Raw genomic sequence first — 25,187 nt, 5'->3', positions numbered from 1 at the left:
ACAATCAATCTATCAACATGATAGATTATACATAAATATACGATAAATAGCAATCAGAATCCCCGATCCAATAATATATGATGCGAAAAAGCGAACAATATGTCGAACTTTGTAGAGCTTTAGGACATTTTCGCGTTTTTTTCGTCTGAGATATCAGAACAGCTTATAATTTTTCTCTTCTACTATATATGTAATTTGAATACGTCATTTCTTCCAAGCACATTTAACCGTACTCCGCCAGAGTCCCCCACGGTGTACGGTTTATTTTATAATATGTAGCTAACTGCGCTGAGCTGGAGACTCTTTTATGAAAAAGCTGATTGAATCAATGAGGATACTACAAGGGCAGCCGGCCACAGCAGCATAAAATTCGCTATGATATACGCCTTCTTAAAAGCATAACGATGATAAAAATACCAACAGCTCCACGAAATGAATACTCCTAACGGGTAGCTCATCATGATATAGACAAAAATATAACTGATCAGGTGGTCACCGGCTGTCGGTGCATCAAAGGAAAACACAGCCAGCATCAGCATGAGTGGATAGGCTAGTAACGTTAAGCCATAAACAATATTCAATATAAGTAAAATAACGAATGCGTTTTGATTTTTCATGATGTTCTCCTAACTATTACGGTTACCTATCACCATTGCGCTGCCCGTTTGCGTTTCTCTTCCCGTCGATCGGCTTCTTCCATTTTGCGAATATAACGTTTCAACTGCTCTTTATGCTCGTCCAGTTCTTGTATTCGTACAGTTGTTCCCTGGAGAAACGCCTCCATTTTACGTGTTAATTCAGCAGCCGATTCGCCCCGCCAGTCTTGCAGACGACCATATATATTTCTCATCTGCTGCTCTTGATGCTGAAGTCTTTGCTTTAGCTGCTCGCACTGCTGTACAGCCCTCCGCAGATCCCCAAGGCTCAAAGATATCCTGCTCATCTCTTTTGCCTCCCGTTGTGTTCTTCCAGTTGATGATCTATTTACTGATCCACCATCGTAAATTCCTGGCCCTTGCGATCTATATACTCCGCTATCTCCGTAATTGATTCCTGATACCAGCGATTAATCCGATCCAGCGTCGCCGTTGCACTGTGCGCAAGCGGGGTCAAAGACTGACTTTCACTTGTCCCAATATGAGCCTGGAATAGCTGGATGGAGGCTCGGGTATCGCTGGAAAACCCATGCAAGCTGGAACGCATCTGATTAGCAGCATGCTTTAGCTCCTCGGGTGTTAATTGAATTGTGCCCCCATTTTTGTTGCCCACAAAATAAGCCCCGCCATTGGAGCGACCATTCTGTTGCCCTTCTCCCACAATATTTACTCCCAGTGCAGTAGCAGCAAGCTGCCCGAAGGCACCCATTTGACCACCGTAGCGTTCAACCAAATCGCCCATAACTTCCTTGAATTTCGCCTCCGCCGCAAGCCTTTCCTCGTATGCCTGTAATCGTGGGTTCCCCTCTACCAGTTGTCCGTCCATCGTGTACAATGGATTGCTGATATTGCCGTTTGCATCAAACGTAAAGTTTTCCATTGCATGCGTGTGCTCCCCACCTATTACTGAATTATAGAATTTGGTGAATGCATCTTGTTGTATCATAGGCAATGTAACCGGGACAAAAACAATGGGGGACCATTGAGGGCCAGAAATAAGATCTCTCAATTCATTATTTTTTCTTAGTGGAACTGAAATAGGAATAGTAATCTTGGCCGCATTCGCAGTCTTATAATCACTCCCAATATGATACGTCTCTCCCACATGTTGATTGGCACTTGTGGCCCCTCCACCAACTGAATCTCCCGGATGGGCATAAGCTGTATTGGTCTTCTTGAACTCCCCTGCCTTTGCTCTCTTTTGAAGCTCCTCGGGCAGCAAGTGTACAATGCCCGGAGCAGCAAAACTCACGGATGATAAACCATTTTTTACTGCAACATATTCTGCTTCTGCACCGCCCAAAGAATGGCCCGTTGTAGATATTTCGGCAGCGGGGTACTTCTTCTTCACTTCATCGTACAGATTTTGGGCTTTCGTAAATTGATTATCCTGATATTGGGCTTCATATTGCTGAAATGAACTTTGCACCTGTGGGGGGAGCTTTTTTATCTCTTCCTGGTTATTCACATAGTAATCGTGAACTTGATTTAGGGTTTTTGTTCGTCCACCCACGACATCGCTGATATCCGTACCTATGTCCATCATTCTACTCCATATTGGTCTTCCTCCTGGTTCTGTCCCCCTATACCCTATAATTACCTGGTTAGTGTCCGCGTTATGAAAAACGGCCGCATCAAATCCAGAACTGTTCGTGTCATGTAATAGTTTCTCATCCAACTTAACAGCCTTCCAACCAGGAATTTCTTCATTTTTATAAGTCTTTGGATCAATATCCAATATGTAAGCCTCATCTGCTATCTTCCAGTATGTTTTATCGCTAATATACTGCAACTATTATCCCACCTTGTCTAATCACCTAATATATTATAAAGTTAGAAAAAGTTGATACTTTTAAAAAAGGAGCATCAAAAAGTTGAAAAAGAAAAAAATTTGGATTACTGTTCTTGTCTTGCTCTCCATCCTAGTAGGTGTTTTCTATTACATGCAGTACGCATCGAATGTACAAAAGGAGGAGAATGTTCGCACAGGTATACCTATTGGTAAAGAGTACATCAAGAAGTACTACAGAGCTGATTTCATATTTAAGAGTTACGACTATATAGGTAGCTATGTTAATAATACGGTTCATCTAATCGGCTATATAAAGGGGCATGAAGACCAATCGATATCCATTGCTTATGATTTCAAAAAAAAGGAAGTGCTTAGTGTAACAGGACCAGATTGGTTCATCGACAGCCGATATCCCAAAAAGAATGTACCCCCATATTAAAAATTAAGACACGTATTCAAGAAAAGATACTCATAATTAGTCCCTATACAACGAAAGTGTTTTTCCAATCTAAGGAAGTGAAATCATTATAATACTTCCTGTTTACTTGGGGTATAGTTAAAACTAAAAATAAGTATAAAGTCGTTGGTCACTGCATTCCTGGTCATAGTTCATACCTAATAACGATTAGGACTTTGTAACTTTATGTTAGAAGAACTTTGCATGTATGAACACAATTTGAAATACTACAATGCAGAATTTATATACAAAGATTACGACTTTATTGGTAGCTATGTTAACTCTACTGTTTATCTTCGTGGCTATATAAATGGGCATGAAGGCCAAATAATCTCAATAAATTACGACTATAAGAAAAAAAAGGTGCTCTACGTGACTGGTCCTGGTTGGTTCATTGACAGCCGGAATCCCAAAATAGAGGCATCTACTCCTTAAAAGCTGCATCTAATAATAAGAAAAGGCTCCTGAGGAGCCTTTCCCAGTCGTCACCAGACACATTTACCGTTCTTCACTTTTGGTACTATGCTGATTTACATGAATAAAAGGATATTCGCCTCTGCTTATTTTACGTTTCCATTCTTGAATTATATCTTCCTGGGTTGGCGGTTGCTCATTCACGATTGCTCCAGTAGTTACTTTAGCCATGATTATTACCTCTCACGATAATTTAATTATTGCGTCTTTTTCTTTTCTCCAGTCATTTTGATGTTACCATTCATTTCTACCAAACTCGTTTTACATTTTAAACCGATGGCATCCTTCGCTGTGACTTGTATTGTGTTACCCGCATTGAACACCAGGTTTCCATCAGCCTTAACACGGATATCTTTTTTACTCCGCAATTCGATTCCATGGTCATCCAGCAGTCGAATCACCACTTCATCGTCGTTCCCGGTGATTAAAATTTCATTTTTCTCAAATATAATCGCTTTGCGGTACTTGGTCATAAAGATCTTTGTTGACGGGTCCTTAATAAAGTCGCCCCCTTTGGATCTCTTGCGGATCGAGTGGGTTACAATGGCGTCTTTTTCTTCAGGGGTCGGAAAGTAGATGTCTACAAAGTCAAACAGCTCTGGCATGCAGTACCATCCCGTATTCTCTTCCGATGTATAAAATGTAGCCGTTGGAAAAGCACAGGTTTCCTTGACGTTCGGCTTTACCTTATCCATTTCATAAAAGAATACCTTCACATGATCCTGCTCAATTCCAATGACCTTGGACTTCAATGAGATACCGCGAATGTTCTCATTTACAATCAGATCCTGCTTCATTCCATCCGCTGTCGTCAGCACATATTCATGCCACAAGGCACTGTGCCGTACAAACGCAACAGACTGCAAGGCGTACAAGTTTTTCCCTTTGAATTTGACTTCAGCCCCAATGTCCAGCAGGACATCTTTGGCCCCTGTCGTCTGCACTTTATAATACAAAAGATTATCGTCCTTGCTGGCCCCTGGCTTGGTTTTTCTGGTCATGGAGTAGTTATACTGTTTGAGCTCCCCTTGATTGACACCATCCGGTAACCCAAAATAAAACTGAGGTTTTTCTCCTACCGGATCAGGTATCAGCCCCCAACCGAGCCGAGACGCTATACGTTTCAGAAACGACCAGTCTGTTTCGTCGAATTGCATCGTAAATTCCTGTAAAAGCTGATCCTTTAATTGGCTCGTACAATTAGCTTTAGGATAGGACTTGAGCACATGCTCCAGCAATGTCTGCAGCTTCATCTTTACATTTTGAAAAGACTGCCTATGAGGCACTTCATCCAGCTGGCTTGTATAGGATACGGCTTCAGCGACCAAATGAGCTACATTGGACACCAGCTTGATTCGGATCTGCGTGGTTAATCCCCTGAACAACACAATCTGTTTATGCTCATCGTTCATTAAGAAACAACTAACTTCGCCCCTGCCTCCATATGATCTGTATACTCTTCCATTTGTGTACCGTTTAACACCCCCGTCAAAAAGACCTTCACATGCTCATTCATTTTCTGTACAACTTTAACCTTCGGATTTTGAAGAGATAGAACAGCTCCGTTATACTTGATGATTGGATATCCCATGTTTCTGCCCCTTTTTGTCGGTTAGTTTACGTTTATCCGTTGTTTGCTTACATATTGAATGACATCTTTAATGGTTTGATTATGTCCTTTATCATTGATGGCCTGATCCAGTGCAGGGAGTGTGGTAAAGGTTTTATTTTTCTTCTGAAAATATATGCCTACTACAGGAAATGGCTTTGCACCATCTGGTCCAGATCCCGTTTCATAATAAGCAATAATAATAACGTCTTTTAATCCATCCTTATTTATATCCTTGAAGGCCACTGCTTCTACGCCTTCATCAGCATACCACCATTCATTTCCATATAAATCTGGAAATGAATATATAACTCGCTCTCGGTCATCTAATAGAAAAAAATAGTTTTTGGGAATTCCCTCTTTCTTTGTTTGAGTCGATACAAAACGTACTTTCCCAAAGCCTTCGAGAGTAGTTTGAAAAGACTGCGACTCTTCAATTTCATATTGGTCGGAATCCAATTTTCCACCGGCAACAGCGGAAACAGACTGATCCACAACATGATTTAGCTCACTCCATAGTTCCTTATTTCGCTTGATATCCTCTGGAATTTGTGCAAAACGAATTTCATACTCTGCGTGGTCCCCTACTGCATGAACCACAGGAATACTAATTCCCAGTGAATCGCTTGTGAGATAACTAAACGTATCTGATTCTGACTCCTCGGTTGAACCTTCGAGTACATCTGCGCATGTTAACGATTGAATTAAATCACGTTGTGTAAAATTAGCAATCAAACCTTTTTGCTCTGGCTGTATTGCTGTGAACTTTCCGCTTTTTAAAAGCTCAATAAAAGGTTTCTCGATCTTTATGAGATCACTCAATTTTAATTTTGAAGTCTGCTTCATATCCAAATTGGTCGTATAAAATATATGATTAGGATAAGCTGCACCCTTGAAATAACGAATACCCTTATATTGAATACTCAAGAACCGTTCACTTTGCCGTTTAATCTCATAATCAATTTCAAGATGAACTCCAGAATCAGAATCGCCGTATTCGTGTAATCCTTTTAAAGCTTCGTTCTTAAGCAATTGGTTTAAAGATTTTTGCTTTTCAGCATCCTCAAGTTTCGTAATTTGAGGATACTTAATAACGATTCCGTTTTCCGAATATATCCCTTGAATGAGTTCATAGCTTTGCTGCCCAATATGAGTATCTGAGGTGAGGCTATGTGCAGAATCAATACGGACTTCTCTACTTTTAGAAAACTCAATGATAATGTTCTGTTCAGGATCATCACTGTTTATTAAGAAACCATCGCCGTGGTCTAATACTTCGATACCCATGGTATTATGTTGTCGATTCTCGAAAATAAGCTCATTCACATCCTTGTTCAATTCCCACGCATCTGGGAGCTTCATCTTACCTACATCTATACTTTTCTGCGCCCACTTTTGCCCAAACAATTCCCACAAATCAACAAATACGGGGTTTGGATGATATATGGAGACATGTCCCCCTAACCACAACTGTATTCCTTGGTCTGAGTCTCGAATCACAAAATCTGTAGTCAATTCCGGCCCGCCATCCTCAATCATCTGGGCGTGCACACGCTGTTTCGTAGTCCACCACTGAATAAATGTGTATTTATCTCCGATTGTACCTGTCACCGTAGTGGGTGCTCTATAATTCACAACTCTAACATTTAGCTGCCCACTTTTTAACTGAAACGATTTTGTTAAGATAATAAGACTGTTATCAAATTTTTCTACTAATTCTCCACCCTTCATCTCTACACTTTCTGGTTTGTTTAACAACAAATTAAGTTCCTGTGTGAACTCCTCAATCTTTTTTTGTCTGACATCAGATTCCACATTTTCATCGTTGACTATATGAAGTTTTTGCACTAACGCATCCAACTTTTTCGAATAGGAAATCGTTTTAGCATCATTTTGGAGAGAAAGCGTATGATTAGTTTCTGTTGTTGGAGAATCCTGTCCCTTCGTACATCCGTTCATTACTACACAGGAAATTAGTAGTAACAGCGCGTAACAAATTCGCCCATGCTTCAAGTAGCTCATGCTAGATATCACGCTCTCTACAATTTATCGTTTATCTCTATGCTCATAATCTGCCACTTACCCGACTGCTTTTCTAACGTAAACACAAGTCCTTGACTTGTTTCCTCTTCTTCTGAGCTACTCCTTACCAAAAACGTCCGCTGATTAGCCTCATTAGCAATTTCTCTTATATTCAGATCTAGTCCCGTATAGTCCATAGCGGAAAAATCTATGATATCTTCAAAATTATTTTTGGAGCTTGCTGACAAAGCAGTGAATTCCGCCATTTCAGGCAAGTGTATCAAGAAGCGATTCATAAGATAATGATCCTCCAAATAATTTCGAATAATATCTTTAGGAACCGTTGGGTATGCAAATTTCTTATTTTTATTCTCATATAGTACTTTTAATTTTTCTGGTCCAGTCCTGTCGAATTTTTGATTAGTCATTATCGTATGTTGTTGAGTATCCTGAAAACGGTAGTAACTCACATCCTCAAAAACACCATCTTTATTAATATCCTCCAGCTTCCTGCTTCCTTGCCCTGTTGCTTCTGGATAATTGTAATTCAGGTTGTTAATTCGGTTATGGTCTAAAGTAAATATAGAAAATCCTTCTCCATCATCCTCTTTGCTAGTGGAATATACTACGATGAAATCACGCTTAGTTTGGTCTAAATGCATAACCTTAACATCCTTATTAATATGCTCTGTAACTATCGGATCATCCAATTTTCCAATTATTTCAAGGTGGTCATCCTTATTTCTTACTACATATATAGATTCTAAATGATCCGGTTTTTTCCCAAAAGCAATCACAAATTCTAAAGTACCTTCCTTGTCAATATCCTGTTTTATTAATTTTTGTAATTTCATATTAGCGGGTTGAATTTTCTTAATAAACAGATCTAATTTATTCGATTCTTGCACAATAGCTTTGCTTGAATCATACGTTAGCTCATGGCTACTAGCAGTCGATATAGCTGATTTAGAAACTGCGTTTTTTACCTCAACTTCTTTCTTCAGACCACACCCACTAAAAATTAGAACAACTAAAACAAGCACAAATAGCTTCTTCAAATACACTCCCTCTTCTTTCGAAACATAAATTTTTTATAACCTGATTACCTTGACAAAGGTTGTATAGGCTCAGGGAAAGCATTGTCCGGCATATTTTTATAAATCGGGATCCTAAAACTAAGAGGTGCATCAACAGTTTTAAGACCTTTTGAAAAACGGTCAGCTTTCGTATAAGCATCCATAATATTCGTAGCATATTGTTTACTAATAGTTCCGTTCTTCTTGAATGAATTTACATTCCACTTTAAGCTATAGAGAGTATCTTGGCCCTTTTGAATATAATTCTCATTAATCCACTTACCTCCACCAATTATCGCACTATCTACAGAGTTCCAGTTCTCTGACTTGGCTTTTTTCGCACCCTTTATACGTGCATTTCCATCATTCGCACCAATGCCATACATATTGTACCATCCGGTATATCCTGGAACCTGTCCTCTTCCTAAAGTTGAAGTCCCACCTCCTGATTCAACCATGGCTTTTGCCGCTAAAAATACTGCACTCGCCTCATTCCCTCCTGCCTTTAGAAATACATCTCCTTTATTAGCTAGACTTTTGCTTAACACTTTATTAACCGCCTCTTTATTTTGGGTGTTCTTATCATACTTTCCAGATAAAAATTGAAATACACGAGATTCAGTCAGAAAGTTACGTGGATCTAAAAAATATGAAACTGCTTTAGGGGAAGCGGCGTTATATTCATTATCATATTTTAACTTCGGATCCCTCCAAGGCGGTGAATATCCATATTCACTTACTTGAGTGCATACCAATCCATTTTTCATTTCAGCCTTCAGGAAACTATTAAAATCCACATTAGTTTCTTCTGCTATAAAACGCCAAGATGGATGTTGATTGTGTAATTTTAATAGCGCATTTCTATATGATTCCGGGAATTTAGAAAGCTCAGCCTCAAAGCTATCATTTTTTGACTTATCAGGAGGTACTTGTGTGGGTTCAGAATCATCCTTCTTAGGTGGTACCTCAGAACTCGTATCGATCAGACCCAACTTCTCTCGTATAGCCCGTCCCGCTTCCTCAGCAGCCAGCTTTTGCTTGATATTTCCGCTTGCCTCAGCTGTCATCCAACGAACGGTTTCTTTTTGCATCTGCTCTTGAGCCCACTTGGGGAATGTCGCCATTTCGCGGAGCTTACTGCGAAGTCCTTCTGCCAGCTTTTGCGCTTTACGCATGCCAACCTCGTCGCCATTTGCTCGAGCGATGTACCAGTCCTCTTTGTATTTACGCATCCAGGTTTGGGCCCAATCAGGGTAATTCAGTTTTTGTTTCTTCTGTTCTGCCGCCAGATCAAAAGCTTTTGCTTTCCTGTGCGCATTAGCGGTTGTTAAAACTTTCAACATAGGTGTTGCACCAAACGTTGGTTCTTTCCACTTCATATGACTTCTCCTTTGTTAGGAATGCTAGAACAGTCGTAGATCAGATATACATGTATCCTGATATTTCGTTCCACGTTCAACCGATAAAATAGTAAGTTTAATAAATGAGGTATAAATGGGTTCTTTAAAACTTTTACGTGCGTTAAATTCATTCAATACCAGAGAGGAACCGTCTGAGAATTGCAGCTTTAGTTTCTGAGCACGATTGTTTTCCCGATAACTTTTTTCAGATTTAGCATATCCATTAATAATTTGGATGCCATTTACCTTTTGTAAAGAACCCAGATCTAATACTATTGTTTCTCCTTCCCCGTTGCCCTTCACGCCTTCACACCATGCAGTAGCTATATTCCCATCCACCAGATTTTTGGCATCATAAGACTGGTTACCTTCACTTGATAGAGTGGATGAAGCTTTGATTTGATGCACTTTTATTTCACTTTCATATTTAGAAAAATCATTAGCGGTATAAAACCACTGCACAGGTGTTGCCATATTTCCATCAATTGTAGTGATGGGTGCAGCTTTACTTTCGAAGCCTGTATTTATATTCAGTTTATAATTGGACGACGAATCTAACTTTTCAAACCATAATTCCGACCCATCACGAGACATTAAAAGTCGTTCCATCCCTTTGCCTAAAAGGCGCTCCTTTCCATCACCTAAATTTAACAGGTACGTTTTAGTTACTGACATAGAATCTAGGGAATAGATTATTTTATCTTTCTTAACCCATTGGTTAACTATTGCCATACCAGAATCAATATGGATTTTCTTAATAACTCTATGATTTGATACATCAAATACGACAATATTCTGCTGGCTGTCAGTAAAACAAAACTGGGTACTATCTGGAGAAAATTGTCCTTGATTAATGTCATCTACATCTGTAGAACTTCCATCTAATTGAATAGCTGTTGATTGATTAGTTAACGTGTCATGTATATACGCTTTATCTTGATCCGCATATAAATACTTGGTTAAATCAGAAGAAATTACTGGGTGGTTATAAGGCAACTCAAATTCATTTGCTTTGTTACCCGAATCTAAATCATAAATTTGTATTATTAATCTTGCTTCTTTAAATAAATCTAATACGAATGCGATTTGATTCCCATCATCTGTGATTCTCCCTACACTTATATAGGAATCTCGATATTTCTCTTTATCCTCCTTCGACTGTAGGAGACTGATCAGCTTCTCGGCACTTAAGAACCGTTCAACTTTTGCCCCTTCCAGTTGAACTAAAAATTCTGCAGGGTCTTCCTTACCTTCTTCTACCGTCAAAGCCCATTCTTTCTTTCTATTCTCTTTAGCAACCTCAGTTTTATCATTTTTATCCGATGACTTTACCACTTCCGAGACTACATTCGCTGTTTTCGAAGAAAAGGGAGTAGAGTCTCCTTGGGAAGCATTACACGCTGATAATACGATTAAAAAAAGAATTAATAATATATTTCTTATCATCTTCACTTTGATCTATCCTTCCGATCAATGATAACTAGTCCTTTTATTTTAATGTCATCGGCAGTGCTTATATCATCTATACTAACTCTTTTGTTAATAACCCCCACTGCTAATAAAAAATTTACATACTCTCCCTTATAGATAGTAATACATCCTTCCGATGTATCTCGACCAGCAGTATCGTTATTATAGCCCATATGAACGTTTATCCCTTTTGCAGGATGATCTAACTTCCCACCTTTATACGTAGCCGGTATCAGTCCACCACTTCTAACTCTCAAAGCTGGGTATATCCCTTTATGACGTCCCCCAGCAAAATCATATACTCCTTCCTTAATAGTGGTAATGCTGTTATTCGTGTAATCGTTTATTCTGTACAGGGCTCGAGCCTGATTGCCTATTATGCCCTTACTACTTATATAATTTTTAATCTTTTCCACCGCTACCAACCCATCTTTATAATCATCAGGGTTTAATGGCTTCGATTCCTCCTTCGTCGGCTTTTCAGGAGTAATCGGCGGCTTCTTGCCCGGTTCCGTTTTCGTTGTCGGAACAACTGGCGTTGCAGCCTTGCTAACCTTAGGCCATGGAAGAATGCCGTTGGCTACCTGATGCAGGTACACTGCGAGCACATCACGACCATAGCCCTTATTCTCCAGACCATATTTCTTCGCAAAATCGTGCAATGCGGCGTTAAGCTCCTGATCCCAATCGCCTGTAGTCGGCAGCTTGTATGAGAAGCTGTCCGGATATTTCTTGGCAAGCTTGTTCAAATTCTCTCTCGCAAGCAGGCTGTTCACGCCATACTTGCTCCGCAGGGCAGCCGCTTCCTTGGCGATAGCCTTTTGATCAGCTACGGTCAGCTTATGAGCCACATCCGCGTATTGCCCGGACAGCTCCTCTAACCGATTGGCATCGAGATAGGAGTTGGGCGAATGGCCACGAATCAGCTCGTTGATGATCACATTGTCACGTAGCTGATTCGCGAGAAGATGCATTTGCTTTTGCTTGGCTTTATCGTTGGCGCCATGTGCTTCCCACCACTGGGACGTGTATTCATGCATTTGTACTCTGGCCCAGGCAGGCATACGATCTATTTCTGCCACCTGCTGACGCAACTGCTTGGCCTTGGTCGCTGCTTCCTTGGCCGCCTTTTTGTCTCCTGCTGCCACAGCTTTGTAGTAGTCCTTTTTATATTGAAGCAGCAAATCCTGCACCCATTGCGGATATCCCTTTCCCTTCAATTCCTGAGCCAGGGATTTATAGGCTTTCAGTTCTGCATCAGGCACTTGATTTTTCATGAACTTACCAGCCTTGAGATGAAGCGTTCCATCGGTTCGAATGTAGCTGGTTTTGCACGTCAAAGACAGCTCGCGAGTAGCGGTCATCTGTACCTTTTTGCCATGCAGCACCAAGTCTGTATCGGCGTGAAAGGTAAGATCGTGGTGACTATATACGTGAATACCGGATGCAGAATTTAAGCGTACAAGTATTTTTTCTTTTTGAATGGAGAAAGCTACTTCTTTATCATCGAATCTCGCCACTTTTTGAGCTTTGGTATGAAACAGCTTTCTTTCCGGCTTACTGATTTCATCTCCTTTGTAGTCTCTCTTACGAAAAGATTGAACCACATGAGCTTCCTGCTCTTTATTGGATGGAAAATACAAATGAACATGATCCCCAAGCTCAGGCATGCAATGCCAGCCGATTCCATCACCGGTATACATCGTCGGGTAAGAAAACCAGCAGCCTTCGGCCTTGGATTGCAAAGCATCCACGGACAAGTGGAGCTTGACGGCCTCTCCTTCACTGTCTAAATCAATGACCTTTCCCTCAATCGAGACTCCTTGTATAAACCGATTATGTATAACCTCTCTTGGAATACCTACTTCCGGAACAAGAACATAATCATAGGTCATGACACCTTGCTTCATCTCTGCCTGAATCTCCTCAATAACCCAATGCTTTCGTTGAAACACAACGACATCTCCAAGCTCAAAACGTTTCGTATCCTCCACTTCAGCATATGTATACTTGGAACCTGACTTTGTTTTCTGAAGGGAAAAATTAATACTATGCAGTTCCCCCTTCACCTGTTCCTTCGAGGTGCCCAACCACAATCTCGGGAACACGGAGGTGATCTCGGCAATCAATCCGGTTTGCAGGTGAGAGGCCATTCTTTTCAGAAACTCCCAATCACTCTCTCGATACTGAATAGTAAAGCCGTCCATCTTTTGATCGTTGTCTGTCAGGTCAATAAAATCCCCGTGTGGGTAGGCATCTATTAGCTCACGGAACAATTGATAGTACGTCAAATTATGATTTTGAAACGAACGATTTTTCGGTTGTTGATCCAACAAATATGTAAAAGAGGCGGCCTCTATGTACATGTGATATACGCCATTTTTGAATCCAATTCTAATATTAGTGACTATTCCTTTAAAAATGCTAACTGTCCCTCGATCTTCATCCGTCTCATATACCTCCAGCACATCCTCAGCATAAGCTAATCCGTCATACTTGGCATGATCCTCATCCGGTATGAGAGCAGTGATGTATACCTTGCCATGCTCATTCACCTTCTGCGTCAATTTAACATCTAGCAGCCGGACAATTTCATATGGAGCATTCACCCTTATATTGCCATAAGTCAGTACAGTTCCAGCCAGTCCCATCTTGCTCCCCCCATTAGTCTTTCATATGATGTTGATATCACTTTCTGCAACCTCAGCTATTCCTGCCCATCTGTCGTGAATGAAATTTTACCGCACCACATGCATAAATTCGTGGAGCAGCTCATAAGGGCCGGAGATTGATCTACGTATACATCTCTTTTTCCATTCAACCAAGGCATAGATACACTCGGTTTGCAGGGCTGCGGAATGATTTTTCCGGAATTACCTCTGTTAGCAGAAACCACTGCAGGATTATGCATACTGCGGCACATGCCGAAGGATGGGATATGAGTCTGCGGGTGAAAATCCTGAATATTCCCCTGCAGTTTATCGCCAATACTAATCCCCCTGTTAGCTGAAACACTAAACCTTCCCGTATGACTTCCATAGCTGCACTGGATCTGTGCTCCATCCACTACATAGCTCTCACTCATTCTTGGACTCTCCTTTGCATAGATGGGCCTGCTGTTTCGATCTTTTGTAATTTCAAGCCTGTCAGATTAAACTTCAAAATACATTCAGCCACATCGAGATCTACGATGATATGATGATGTGCATCCTGAACTCTGAAAATCTTGTAATTCTGCACTGCATATTCATCTAAAATGATTTTCCTCAGTGTGCCGTCCCTGTGATATTCACTAAGCTGTGATAAACACATAAGGCTAGGCGGATGAGCCAGCCAATACCTCGTCTGCTGCATTCGCTGCATATCGGCAAAAACAACCAGCTTCCAGCTGAATCCCGCTTGATATCTATCAAAAATTTCCTTTAGCTGTTCAGAAACAATAGATACCGGATGCTCCATAAAATCAATATAGTCTGCCTCACCTGAGACATAAAATTGTAAAATGGAATCCTCTGCACTGGCTGCCCACTCCAGTAGCTGCCTGCGATTCATCTCTACGGGATGCATATACTCTGTGATACGGTCATCTTGCTGAATCATGTAATATTCCATTGGCTGCTGAGTACACCACCTTACTAATTCCTTTATACTCCCCTATTCGTACTTCCAAATCATCCTCGCACCTTAGCACCTTAAATTCCGGTGTTTGTACAGCCTGTCCAATAGCATCCCTGGCTAGCTGCAAAATATATTGATGAAATTCCTCCACTGCCTGACGTGCAAAGCGCTCTACATCAGGCTGAATAACCTTATTCATATAGGGTTTTCGAAGCTGGCTTAATTCGTCCTCCAGTTCTCCCCAAAAGCTGAAGGCCCATCCTGCATCATAGATTCCTTTGGCATGGCCCAGGATCAAAGAACCAGCTTCTATCATAGGCTCCGATGATATAGCTATAGTTTCGCTCCATCAGATAGGTCCGCCGCATGGAGTAGGTAATGTATCCGATTCTGGCTTTGGACACCTCTATATGCTTAGCTTGCTGACAAATCAATTGAAAGGATTGAATAAAAGATAAGATAAGTTCTTCTTTTCTCTGTTCATACAAAGACGCTACGTCGTGTATTTTCTGATTCAGCACCTCTTCTGCGTAGGTCTTATGAAAGTGTTCTAGGGCTTCCAGTCTATTCATAATCCCACCTCTGAACCTATTATATAGAATATTTATAGGATATTACTGGCACTATCCTCCTATTTTATTACACTTTTTTCATATGATGAGATTTTAAATGAAAATGTGAAAATTTACGAAAATCATTAATCATTTTCGCAAATGTGTATTTATATGTCCCATATCTCTCAAAAAAGGCTCCTTACTAGACCTATGAGATGGAGGTTTGCGCAAGCGAGTAGGTAAATCGAAGCAGAAAGCTCAGTTTATAATAAAATAATCATGTATAATAAACAACAGCCTGTACTGAAGAAACATGAGGAGTCCGCCTGAATAGAGGTTGGCTTGCGATGATATGTGACCTACAATGGCAATAAAAACCCGTGACGGATAACGTCACGGGTTTTTATGTACGGTGACTGGCGAATAAAACCGCATCGTCGCTTCAAGCAGCATGCATAGACACAGCCAGGCTTAGTAGCGTTTGGGAGCAGCCAGCTTGGCCAAATCCGTCATATACGTAAAAAAGGCTTCCGGGTCTGTATCATATACCAGGTTCACAGGACGACCTTCTGCTTGCTCCACCGTTCTGCCTTGGCTTGGACCTTCAGCGATGACGCTGCAATGCACCGTCTTTTTCTTGACAATGTCCGGGCGTCCGACAGATGCAGTGGTCAGAACATCCCACAGAAAGTATGTTGAATTCGTTTCACTATAAACGAGCGGCGGACAGCCTGCGTAGCAGTTGCCCAGGAAATCCACGCCCTCATAGCGGCGCTCGGCAGCCCAACGATTGCGCACGGCTGGCGTTAATGGCACTTTGCTTGTGCTTTCCAGCGCCACCAGATCAATCGTAATGCCGCTTTGCCAGACACGGTAAGCCGCTTCCGGGTCCCAGAACACATTCCACTCTGCTGTACCGTCATGCTCCGGCTCCTCTACATTCCCTTTTTCAAAGGTGCCGCCCATCCATACCAGCTTATCAATCTTGGCTTCAATGTCCGGTGCCTCATCCAGCGCGCGTGCCAGATCGGTCAGCGGTCCGGTAAACAGCAACAGCGTTTTACCTTCGGCCCCACGTACCTTTTCGATCAGATGCTGATGAGCCGGCAGGGACGAAAGCGGCGCTTCCATGCGCCCCGATTCATTCAGCACCGGTAATGCATCCACATAGAAGGAATGTATACGCCAAGCGGCAGGAAATGGATTTTTACCGCGTGAATTGGATTTTGCAACTTCCACAGGCCCTTTATTTTGTCCAAAACGATCAATAATTTTACGGCTGGCGTCCGTTGCAGGCTCCAGGTAGCCATCCGCTGGAATAACGGATACTCCAGTCAAATGAACCTGCTCCATCTGAAGCAGCATAAACAGGGATACCAGATCATCTACTCCACCATCATGATTAAAATAAACGTTTGTCTGACTCATCTGTCTCTTCCTTCCTTTATCCCCGTAAAACAGGCTTGTTCTTGTCGGCATCATTCTTCATTATGCCTGATCGCTGCACAGGAGTAAATGTACTATAGTGATTTAGAATGGTTAAAAATACATATATTTACCAATCATGTATAATTCAAATTTTATGCAATTACTTTTATAATCTAATAATCAGCAGGGAAGAAGGTGCAGCCTATGGTATCCAAGCTGAATGCAGTCGGAGATGGTTTACATGCCATTATTGAAGAATTGCGCAGAGAGCTTATTTCAAAGGCACAATATGCCACCCTTACCGACCCTTCCATTGTAGAGTTAAGTCAACGTCTGGATCATTATGTAGTCCTTGCTCAACAGAAAAAAAAGGGCAACTAATGCCTCTTTCTCTCCGTCACAGAATCCCTCTTAGGGTCTATTCATATATAAAGCGCCCGTTTCCTTATCTAGCGACAGACCACTTCTACGGTTCTATTACTGGATAAGGGAATTTTTTTGCTTGCTCCGTGCTTAAGAAAGGTAGTTATGCGTGTAATAAATGATAGAATCATAGGTCTCATTCGGAAACGTACAAAGGAGAGATGCATGATGAGAGCCCGAACAATAGAAGAGCTGGAGCAGGTCCGTAAGGAGTGCAAATCCATGGTGACGAAAAGGGCCGCAGCTTCGGGAGGAGCGGTGCTGGTTCCGATTCCAGGGGCTGACGTTCTTGCTGATGTTGGCATTTTGATGCAGTTGCTGCCTGCTATCAACGAAAAATTCGGATTATCCGACAAGCAGTTAGAGGGTCTGGATGCAGAAACAAAATCCATGATATATGGTTTTATCACCTCCGTTGGCAGCAAGCTGATCGGACGAATCATTACCCGAGAGGCCATCGTGCGGATTTTGCAAAAGATGGGCATTCGTATCGCTACGAAGCAGGTTAGCAAGTTTGTGCCTCTACTGGGACAAGGATTGGCCGCAGCGCTTGGCTTTACTGCAATGCGCGCCATCGGCAATCGACATGTCGATGAATGCTACGAAGTAGCCAAGCGTCTGCTGGAGCAGCAGACTGCTGCAGACACTGCACGCAACTGGACGGTTCCAGAGCAGCCTTTAGAACCTGTAGGAATAGCGCAGTTGCCAAACCGGGACCCGGAAGCAGCGATACCACTGCTGCCCCCCGCTAATAGAGATAAAAATCCCAAATCCTAGTATATACCCATTCTACCAGCACAGGACATTACAGAGGGATTCGGCTTCTGTGATGTCCCTGTATTTTTAACCTTCCACCTTTGCTCCATAGGAGCGAGCCACCGCTACAGCCTGCTGGATATCCAGTTTGGCTCCGGTGATGTTTAAATCTTTAAAATTCACACCATCCATCTTTGCACCACGCAGGTCCGTTCCCTGAAGATGCGCCTTATGCAGTCTTGCCTGGGTAAGATCTGCTTCGCGTAAATCCGCCTTTTCCAGATTACATTCAGACAAATCTGCTTCCTTGAACCGTATTTTTCGCAAATCCTGCCTCCTCAAATCTGCATGACGCAAGTTCGTATATGACCAGTCTCCACCTGTAATCGTGATCCCGTCCATATTGGCCCCCGCAAAATCTGAGCCGACCAGCTTGCAATGATCAAACCGGGCTACAAACAGATTGGTACTGGTGAATAGACAATTCGTAAAAGCAGACTCCTTGTAATGAGAAGCATTCAGAACGGCACCGGTAAAATCACAGTCCACAAAAGTACAGCCTTCCATGAGCGACTCATTCATCTCCACCCCCCGAAAACGGCATCGGGTAAAATTACAATTCGTCCACTCGCCTTCTCTGGCATCCATCGAGCCAAAATCACGGTTTTCATAGACCTCATCTGTATAAAAGAACATATTATCTCCCCTATTCCTTGTCCCCTAAAACCAGGAATTCAGCATTCTGGCAAAGATCGCTCAAAACCGCTTTTCATTTTCCCAAGCAAGGTCTTCATGGTCTCATGATCCTGTGCCGTAAACTCAGACATACATGATCCGATCAACTTCGTGTAATACGGACCTACCGTCCTCAGCAGCTCTCGTCCGGCCTCCTTTAACCCGATGGCCACCATCCGTCCGTCACTTTCGTGAGCCACACGTTCGATCATATTATCCCGCTCCAGCCCATCAATCAAACCTGTCATGGTTCCCCGTGTGACATCAGCCTTTTCAGCCAGCTCCGATGGTGTCATTCGATGTGGTGCATGAAAATGTAACAGGCTAAGGACGATGACTCGGCCCTGTGAGGCCCCCAGCCTGGCAAGATCCGTATCCATTTCTCTGAAAATACTGTTAGCCAAGCGCGCAAAAGTCACGAAAGTCTCCATATGGTCTACTTCGGCCTCCTCTTGACCAAAGCGGCGCAGCACCCCACGTATGGAGTCATTATGAAAATTAAAATTCATAGTCTGTCCATTCCTTCCCTAATCCCGCTAGTTCCACCCAACGATAGCTCCTCCATTCCTCTGGCAGCAAAGAAGCATACGGCTCCTTGGCAAATCGATCATCTACCAGAACCAGCAGGCCTTCGTCCTGTTCTGTGCGGATAAGTCTGCCCCCTGCCTGCAGAACCTTATTCATTCCAGGATATACATACGCATAGTTAAAGCCATTCCGTCCTTGCTCCGAAAAGTATTCCCGCAGCACATCCCGTTCCGCTCCAATTTGTGGCAATCCAACGCCGACAACCACAACCCCATTCAAGCGATCCCCCGGTAAATCGATCCCTTCGGCAAATACACCACCCAGCACAGCAAAGCCGAGCAAGGTGCGCTCCTGTCCAGGCTGGAATGCCTCCAGAAAGCGATCGCGCTCCGGCTCGGTCATACCTGGACTTTGCACCAGCGTATCTGCGAGCACGTCCCGACTCATAAACTCCTCGTATACCTCACGCAGATACGGATAGGACGGGAAAAACACGAGGATGTTCCCCTTACGCTCCTCTGCCAGGCCAGCCAGCATGTCTACAATCGCTCCCTTCGAGCGCTCACGATCCCGATACCGGATGGAGAGCGGCAACAGACGTACATCCCATTGCTCCTGATAGAAGGGAGAAGGAACCTGCAACGTATAGTCCTCCTCCTTCGCTCCCAGCATGTCTCGGTAATAAGCAAGCGGCGCCAACGTTGCCGAGAAGTAAATAGCTGAGCGATAGCCCTTGATAGCCTGTCCGAGCAAGTGCGAAGGATCGAGGCAGAATAGCTTGACCCGCACTTCACTGCGTCCCGCTTCAATATAGGTAACGTAGCGTTCATCGTACAAAGCGGCAATTCGCAGCATATTTTGAGCGGCAAAGTACGTTTCCAGAAGCAATGCATAAGCCGCTCCCGTACTGCTTGCACGATGGGCATCGCTCACACCGCCCCCCGCCACCAGTTCACGCTCGGCTGCTTCCACAAAGGGCGTCAATAGCTCCAGCATCTCTTGCGGCGAGGATGTCTCTACTGCTTTTCCTGTATCTGCGTACCGTTTGCGCAGCGTAATCATATGCGCGTTCACTGCGCTCGCAGCGGCGGCAATCTCCGGGCTGAGCAGTTTAAACTCCCTTTTCAGCTCCAAAAAAGGCGATTTCAGCATATCCGCCGAAAACATATCCCGGCCGCGTTCCACCAGATTATGCGCCTCGTCCACCAATACAACACCTTTTCGCTTGTGTTCCTCAAGCAATCTCTTCAGAGAAATACGCGGATCAAAAACATAGTTATAATCACTGATTATACCATCCGAGGCATACGCCACATCCAGTGAAAATTCAAAGGGGCATACCCTATGCTTGCGCGCATAATGCTCAATCACCGTCCGAGTCATTAATGTCTCATTCGCCAAAATATCGGACACCGCACCGTTGATTCGGTCATAATAGCCTTCGCACATGCTGCATGCTCCGGCATCACAATCATTTTCATCCTTGAAGCAAATTTTGTCCTTTGCCGTCAAAGTCACCACATGCATATGCAGCCCTTGCGTCTGCATTTTGGCATACGCTTCTTCTGCGGCTGCGCGGGTCGTGGTACGGGCTGTCACATAATATACTCGGCTTACCAGCCCTTCGCCGATGGCCTTGATTGCAGGAAATAAGGTGGATATCGTTTTACCAATACCCGTAGGGGCTTTGGCAAACAGGCTGACTCCTTCAGCAATCGTTTTGTACACCGAACCCGCGAGAGTTCGCTGGCCTGAACGATACGTGTCAAATGGAAAGTCCAACGTGGCAATACTGGCATCCCGCTGCTCCGCATGCGCTCTCAGCAGGAATGCATACGGTGCATAGCCGGCAATCATCTCCTGTGCAAAAGACTCCAGCTCTGCAAAGGATAGCTCCCGTCTAAATCGGCGAATGTCTTCACCATGTGCCTGTACATAAGTAAGCTGAACCTGCATGGAATGATGCTGCTCTTCACGAGCAATCATATAAGCGTATAAGAACGCTTGCGCCCAATGTACGAGTTGACCATCCCCCTGAATATCTTCAAGGGGATGAGATATCGATTTGATCTCATCAACCGTCCATACACCATCAAGCTCAATCAAGCCGTCACAGCGGCCTTCGATCATAAACAATGCGTCCTGGTAAGGAATTTCCGTGCGCAAATATACCTCTTTGCGATCATGCTCCTTATAGCCTTTCTGGATCACCTGATGCACGCGAGTTCCTTCCAGCATACTGCTGTTCGAGCGAAAACCACTGTGAATGCTGCCACTCCGATGCACATATTCCACAAGCGGACGCACCGATATGTGAATTGGTTCCTTCATACGATCACCCGTTCTGGTCATAGTTCTTTCACTGTAACATGTAGATAAATGAAACGTAAGGGACATAAGAATCGTTTGTATCAATTGGTATTCATTCATGCCTGCTTTTTACCGAAATATAGAAACGAGGCTTTTTACTTTACTTTTCAATGATACTACCCACATTACAGCATAAAGGACAGGGATATGGTAAAAGAATTAATTAACAATTTTGCATTATTAACGAGCTTCTTATTCTTTGGAAATTTACTTTCCCGAAAATATGAACGTTACCTGGAAAAACATGCACTCCTTTATCGGGTAATGAACGGTTTAATGCTGGGCCTGTTTGGCATTCTGTTAATGATGACCGGCTTATGGATCCGCGGGAATTTTGTGGTCGACCTGCGTCAATTGGCTATTATCATATCTGTTTATATGGGAGGACCGGTATCTGGTCTGCTGACCACGCTGATCATAAGCCTGTACCGTATTTACATCACCGGTGGTTGGACAGATGTTTCTCTTGCTGCTACTGTCAATTGCTTCATGACCCTGGCCATTTCACTTATCTTTATTCGAGAAAAAAGCCTAACGCTCGGCAAATGGATGTCAGCTGTGCTTGTATCAGCTGTTGTGTCGCTGTTAGCTACTCTCTATGTGGCTAGTCCTCCCAGTGCTGAAATTATTATCATATTCACAGCCATTAAGATGCTTGGCGGCTTGTTCACCTATTTTATGATGCACCATATCAAAAAAACAGAACGGGCCATTCACCTGCTGGAAGAGGCTGCAAACCGAGATCATTTAACCGGATTATACAGTCCGCGTGCTTTCGATGCGTTGTTTGAAGAGGTCTTTCATATTTCCAGGGCTACAAAACAACCCTTTGGACTCGTGATGCTGGATATTGACCACTTTAAAAAAATCAATGATACGTATGGTCATTTGAACGGAGACACCGTCTTAAGCCAGTTGGGAATTTTGTTAAACCGGGAGTCTACAAGGAGGGCATACCCCTCCCGTAAAGGCGGGGAGGAATTTGCCATTCTGATTGGAAATTGCGACAGCCAGACGGCCGCAAGCTTTGCCGAAAGGATACGAAAAGCCGTGGAAAAGGGCCCCTTTCAACTAAATGACGGAACCATTGTTCCTCTGACGGTATCTATCGGAGCAGGCAGTTTTCCTACCATTGCAGCGGATAAATTATTGGAGAAAGTGGATGACGCTCTGTATGAGGCTAAACGGTCAGGGCGTAATCGGGTAGAATTGGCAAAATCATAATTATTAGTCGCTAAATGTCAGGAGAGCTGGATTATTGTTAATAAAAAGTGGTAAAATGGAAATATAATCATTATTAAAAAACCTTCTGCCGCTAGTGGAGACATGCCTTACAATCGACATGGGGGGTGGGCTTTTTGAACCTCGAACAATTGGAAAAACTCATGGAAAAAGAACGCCGTGAACTGAATCGTATGGCTAACTTACACGGATTAAGGGATGAACGCGTATTGGACAAATCCTCCCGGCTTGACCGAATTATGGACAAGTACCTTCACACCAAGCGTGCGGTAAACCAAAACAATCAGGCACATTCATAGAAGCAAGCTACATCGCTGCCCTTATGGGCAGCTTTTTTATGTACAATCCGCCTCCCGGCACGCATCGCACCCACATCGAAATCATCTTCTCATGGAACACTTGGACTACTTGCTGCCATACTCTGTCCGCAGGAGCTTCTGTGTGAACGATATCCATTCTCTGGCTGCAAAGGATAGATAACGATCCTTCTGCCAGATCATTCCTAAATGCCAGGGGATGACGGGGTCCACCAACGGAAGAACGCGCAAGCGCTCGGAATCCAGATCCCGGCAAATGGCCTCCGGTAAGAGCGCTACTCCCAGGTTCGCAGCAACCATTTCGCTAATGAGGTCCCATTGTGAGCTTTCGTAGACTACACGCGGCTGAAAGCCGGCACGGACACACTCGGCAATGATACGGTCATGCAGCGTAAAATCCTCACGGAACAGTACAAACGCTTCCTCCGCCAGTGCGGAAAGCGGTACCTCCTTGCGCTCAGCCAATGCATGCGTAGGGTGAACGAGCAGATTCAGCTTTTCCTCCACAAACAGGAAGGTCTCAAACATATCTCCACTTGCAGGCAGCACAATCACTCCGATATCCAATGCCCCAGCTCCTACGTCCCGCTCCACTTTCTTCGCCCCATCCTCGAACAATTGAATGGTTACATCGGGATAGGCCTTGTGAAACTCCCCAATGACACGCGGAAAAAAGCTCGATCCAACCATCGGTGGCAGGCCGATGCGGATATGCCCTTTTTTCAGGTTCATCAAATCACTCAGCTCCGAGGACAAGCTTTGAAAGGACTTCACAATCGCTTGGGCCTGAAGCTCAATCACCTTTCCAGCATCCGTCAGCTCGATTCTTTTACCAGTTCGATCGAACAAGGTAACCCCCAGTTCATCCTCCAGGCTTTTAATCGTCTTGCTGATCGTCGGCTGTGTAATGAACATGCTCTGGGCTGCCTTTGTAAAGCTGTGTAGCCGTGCGACTTCCAAAAAATATTGTAAATGTCGGATATCCAAACCAGCACCTTCTTCCATAGACAAACGGAATACGTTTCATTCTTTATATGCATTTTACTCATGAAAGCTTGTGATGTAAAATTTCATTACAGTTTGAAAAATAACGAAATTCAAAGATAGGAGTTAACATATATGAAAAGCTTCATACGCGGTGTCCTCCAGGTTGCCGTTCTGATGGCCTTTTCACTCATCCTGAACGCTGCAGTTTCCTGGCTCCACCTGCCTGTACCCGGTAGCATTGTCGGTATGGTGATCCTCTTTATTCTGCTGCAAACCGGCTTGGTCCGACTAAGCTGGATTGAGGTTGGCGCGAACTGGCTGCTGGCCGAACTGCTATTATTCTTTATTCCCTCCGCTGTCGGTGTTATGAATTATTGGCCGATGCTGGAACACGATGGTATGAGTATTATGCTGGTGGTACTGCTCGGCACCTTCCTGGTGATGGCCTGCACGGGTATGGTCGCCAGTCTGCTTGGTAAACGAAAGGAGCACAAATCATCATGACCGGTCTTCTATGTATTGTATTGACACTCGCTATTTACTGGTTGGCCAAACGCATGTACCGCACCCTGCCCAAGGTGTATATGTCTCCATTGCTAATTACACCCGTTGTTATCATTTTGATTTTGACACTGACGGGCGTGAACTACGGTTCCTATAATTCGGGCGCCCACTTGCTGTCCACGCTGCTACAGCCAGCTACGATTGCATTTGCCGTTCCTTTGTACCGCAACTTCCCTGTGTTGAAGAAGCATGCGTCCCAAATCGTATTAAGTGTACTGTCCGGCTCCGTTGTAGCCGTATTATCCTCTATGGCTCTTGCCAAATGGATGCATCTGAATTCGTCGCTGCTCAGCAGCCTGATTCCCCGGTCCATTACGACACCCATTGCCATGAATGTATCGCAAACAATTGGCGGTAATCCAACCGTGACTGCTGTATTCGTTATTTTGACAGGATTGAGCGGTCTTATTATTGGTCCGATGATCGTGAAGCTGTTCCGTATTGAAAATGAAGTCTCACGCGGGGTACTGCTCGGTACCGGTGCTCATGGTACCGGCACCTCCAAAGCATTCGAGTTCAGCTCGCTGACAGGTACCATTTCCAGCATCTCTATGGTGCTCGCCGCTCTCTTTACGTTGGCGGCTGCGCCATTCCTGTTTCACTTGATGCTGTAAGCTATTTTATACAAAAAAGCAGAGATTCCCTTGTTATTGGAGAATCTCTGCTTTTTGCTTTCTATCAATGCGGCTGCTTCAGCAGCGGAGAGAAC

At 43.6% G+C, this 25,187-nt stretch carries 26 protein-coding genes; 7 read left to right on the top strand and 19 right to left on the bottom strand.

From position 1 onward, the window contains the following. Positions 1–305: 305 nt before the first annotated feature. From LCF57_RS21370 to LCF57_RS21360, 3 genes are read right to left on the bottom strand one after another with little or no spacing between them, the layout of a single operon-like run. Positions 306–617 (bottom strand): hypothetical protein, encoded by a 312-nt coding sequence (locus tag LCF57_RS21370; RefSeq protein WP_226002493.1) that lies wholly within the window; start codon positions 615–617, stop codon positions 306–308. A 29-nt stretch (positions 618–646) separates the two neighbouring features. After that, positions 647–943, bottom strand: coding sequence for a WXG100 family type VII secretion target (locus tag LCF57_RS21365; protein ID WP_007432891.1), 297 nt, complete (start codon positions 941–943; stop codon positions 647–649). Positions 944–984: 41 nt separating this feature from the next. Beyond that, positions 985–2,448 (bottom strand): hypothetical protein, encoded by a 1,464-nt coding sequence (locus LCF57_RS21360; protein ID WP_226002492.1) that lies wholly within the window; start codon positions 2,446–2,448, stop codon positions 985–987. A gap of 82 nt (positions 2,449–2,530) precedes the next feature. Between LCF57_RS21360 and LCF57_RS21355 the strand changes: the two genes are divergently transcribed. Continuing rightward, entirely contained in the window at positions 2,531–2,887 is a 357-nt protein-coding gene (locus tag LCF57_RS21355) for a hypothetical protein (protein ID WP_226002491.1), read from the top strand. A gap of 516 nt (positions 2,888–3,403) precedes the next feature. Here the strand turns inward: LCF57_RS21355 and LCF57_RS21350 are convergent. The 12 genes from LCF57_RS21350 to LCF57_RS21295 all read right to left on the bottom strand — a co-directional run bounded on the left by LCF57_RS21350 (position 3,404) and on the right by LCF57_RS21295 (position 16,556). Then, a complete protein-coding gene (locus tag LCF57_RS21350; protein ID WP_226002490.1) occupies positions 3,404–3,550 on the bottom strand; it encodes a hypothetical protein in 147 nt (48 codons plus the stop codon). A 26-nt stretch (positions 3,551–3,576) separates the two neighbouring features. After that, positions 3,577–4,791, bottom strand: a complete 1,215-nt coding sequence (locus tag LCF57_RS21345) for a hypothetical protein (protein ID WP_226002489.1) — start codon at positions 4,789–4,791, stop codon at positions 3,577–3,579. Then, positions 4,791–4,970, bottom strand: a complete 180-nt coding sequence (locus LCF57_RS21340; protein ID WP_226002488.1) for a hypothetical protein — start codon at positions 4,968–4,970, stop codon at positions 4,791–4,793. The genes LCF57_RS21345 and LCF57_RS21340 overlap by 1 nt, the downstream gene beginning before the upstream one ends. Positions 4,971–4,991: 21 nt before the next feature. Further along, positions 4,992–7,010 carry a DUF4163 domain-containing protein gene (locus tag LCF57_RS21335; protein ID WP_226002487.1) on the bottom strand — a complete coding sequence of 673 codons (2,019 nt, stop codon included), beginning with the start codon at positions 7,008–7,010 and terminating at the stop codon, positions 4,992–4,994. A gap of 17 nt (positions 7,011–7,027) precedes the next feature. Beyond that, positions 7,028–8,074: a hypothetical protein gene (locus tag LCF57_RS21330; protein ID WP_226002486.1), complete on the bottom strand. Its 1,047-nt coding sequence runs from the start codon at positions 8,072–8,074 to the stop codon at positions 7,028–7,030. 38 nt (positions 8,075–8,112) lie between these two features. Next, the gene (locus LCF57_RS21325; protein ID WP_226002485.1) at positions 8,113–9,465 is read right to left on the bottom strand and encodes an N-acetylglucosaminidase; all 1,353 of its coding nucleotides are present in this window, start codon (positions 9,463–9,465) and stop codon (positions 8,113–8,115) included. 24 nt (positions 9,466–9,489) lie between these two features. Further along, entirely contained in the window at positions 9,490–10,932 is a 1,443-nt protein-coding gene (locus LCF57_RS21320) for a discoidin domain-containing protein (protein ID WP_226002484.1), read from the bottom strand. 2 nt (positions 10,933–10,934) lie between these two features. Further along, on the bottom strand, positions 10,935–13,607 hold the full coding sequence (locus LCF57_RS21315) for a phage baseplate assembly protein V (RefSeq protein ID WP_226002483.1): 2,673 nt from the start codon (positions 13,605–13,607) through the stop codon (positions 10,935–10,937). A gap of 56 nt (positions 13,608–13,663) precedes the next feature. Then, complete coding sequence (locus tag LCF57_RS21310; RefSeq protein WP_226002482.1) at positions 13,664–14,041, bottom strand: DUF4280 domain-containing protein; 378 nt, start codon at positions 14,039–14,041, stop codon at positions 13,664–13,666. Further along, entirely contained in the window at positions 14,038–14,556 is a 519-nt protein-coding gene (locus tag LCF57_RS21305) for a hypothetical protein (RefSeq protein ID WP_226002481.1), read from the bottom strand. The genes LCF57_RS21310 and LCF57_RS21305 overlap by 4 nt, the downstream gene beginning before the upstream one ends. Then, a complete protein-coding gene (locus tag LCF57_RS21300; RefSeq protein ID WP_226002480.1) occupies positions 14,540–14,890 on the bottom strand; it encodes a hypothetical protein in 351 nt (116 codons plus the stop codon). The genes LCF57_RS21305 and LCF57_RS21300 overlap by 17 nt, the downstream gene beginning before the upstream one ends. A 709-nt stretch (positions 14,891–15,599) precedes the next feature. Next, a complete protein-coding gene (locus LCF57_RS21295) occupies positions 15,600–16,556 on the bottom strand; it encodes a nucleoside hydrolase (RefSeq protein WP_226002479.1) in 957 nt (318 codons plus the stop codon). Positions 16,557–16,760: 204 nt separating this feature from the next. Here LCF57_RS21295 and LCF57_RS21290 point away from each other — a divergent pair, with 204 nt between their 5' ends. After that, on the top strand, positions 16,761–16,937 hold the full coding sequence (locus LCF57_RS21290; protein WP_226002606.1) for an aspartyl-phosphate phosphatase Spo0E family protein: 177 nt from the start codon (positions 16,761–16,763) through the stop codon (positions 16,935–16,937). A 210-nt stretch (positions 16,938–17,147) separates the two neighbouring features. Next, positions 17,148–17,756: a hypothetical protein gene (locus LCF57_RS21285; RefSeq protein WP_226002478.1), complete on the top strand. Its 609-nt coding sequence runs from the start codon at positions 17,148–17,150 to the stop codon at positions 17,754–17,756. A 66-nt stretch (positions 17,757–17,822) separates the two neighbouring features. On the opposite strand, the gene LCF57_RS21280 is transcribed toward LCF57_RS21285, so the two are convergent. The 3 genes from LCF57_RS21280 to LCF57_RS21270 are packed head-to-tail and all read right to left on the bottom strand — an operon-like array spanning position 17,823 to position 21,350. Beyond that, entirely contained in the window at positions 17,823–18,431 is a 609-nt protein-coding gene (locus LCF57_RS21280) for a pentapeptide repeat-containing protein (protein ID WP_226002477.1), read from the bottom strand. A 38-nt stretch (positions 18,432–18,469) separates the two neighbouring features. Continuing rightward, positions 18,470–18,979, bottom strand: coding sequence for a MarR family winged helix-turn-helix transcriptional regulator (locus tag LCF57_RS21275; RefSeq protein ID WP_226002476.1), 510 nt, complete (start codon positions 18,977–18,979; stop codon positions 18,470–18,472). Beyond that, entirely contained in the window at positions 18,969–21,350 is a 2,382-nt protein-coding gene (locus LCF57_RS21270; protein WP_226002475.1) for an ATP-dependent DNA helicase, read from the bottom strand. The genes LCF57_RS21275 and LCF57_RS21270 overlap by 11 nt, the downstream gene beginning before the upstream one ends. 165 nt (positions 21,351–21,515) lie before the next feature. On the opposite strand from LCF57_RS21270, the gene LCF57_RS21265 reads away from it, so the two are divergent. Beyond that, positions 21,516–22,592, top strand: coding sequence for a diguanylate cyclase (locus LCF57_RS21265; RefSeq protein ID WP_226002474.1), 1,077 nt, complete (start codon positions 21,516–21,518; stop codon positions 22,590–22,592). A 134-nt stretch (positions 22,593–22,726) separates the two neighbouring features. Further along, complete coding sequence (locus LCF57_RS21260; RefSeq protein WP_025721441.1) at positions 22,727–22,909, top strand: aspartyl-phosphate phosphatase Spo0E family protein; 183 nt, start codon at positions 22,727–22,729, stop codon at positions 22,907–22,909. Positions 22,910–23,014: 105 nt separating this feature from the next. Here the strand turns inward: LCF57_RS21260 and cidR are convergent, their stop codons facing one another. Next, positions 23,015–23,914 (bottom strand): cidABC operon transcriptional activator CidR, encoded by a 900-nt coding sequence (gene cidR / locus LCF57_RS21255; RefSeq protein ID WP_413232219.1) that lies wholly within the window; start codon positions 23,912–23,914, stop codon positions 23,015–23,017. 132 nt (positions 23,915–24,046) lie between these two features. Here cidR and LCF57_RS21250 point away from each other — a divergent pair, with 132 nt between their 5' ends. After that, positions 24,047–24,418 (top strand): CidA/LrgA family protein, encoded by a 372-nt coding sequence (locus tag LCF57_RS21250; RefSeq protein WP_025721445.1) that lies wholly within the window; start codon positions 24,047–24,049, stop codon positions 24,416–24,418. After that, positions 24,415–25,092 (top strand): CidB/LrgB family autolysis modulator, encoded by a 678-nt coding sequence (locus tag LCF57_RS21245; protein WP_226002473.1) that lies wholly within the window; start codon positions 24,415–24,417, stop codon positions 25,090–25,092. Before LCF57_RS21250 ends, LCF57_RS21245 begins: the two co-directional genes overlap by 4 nt. Positions 25,093–25,187: the final 95 nt, after the last annotated feature.

The organism is Paenibacillus sp. BJ-4, assembly GCF_020404765.1.
GTDB lineage: Bacteria > Bacillota > Bacilli > Paenibacillales > Paenibacillaceae > Paenibacillus.
This window is presented reverse-complemented; position numbering and strand designations above follow the sequence as displayed.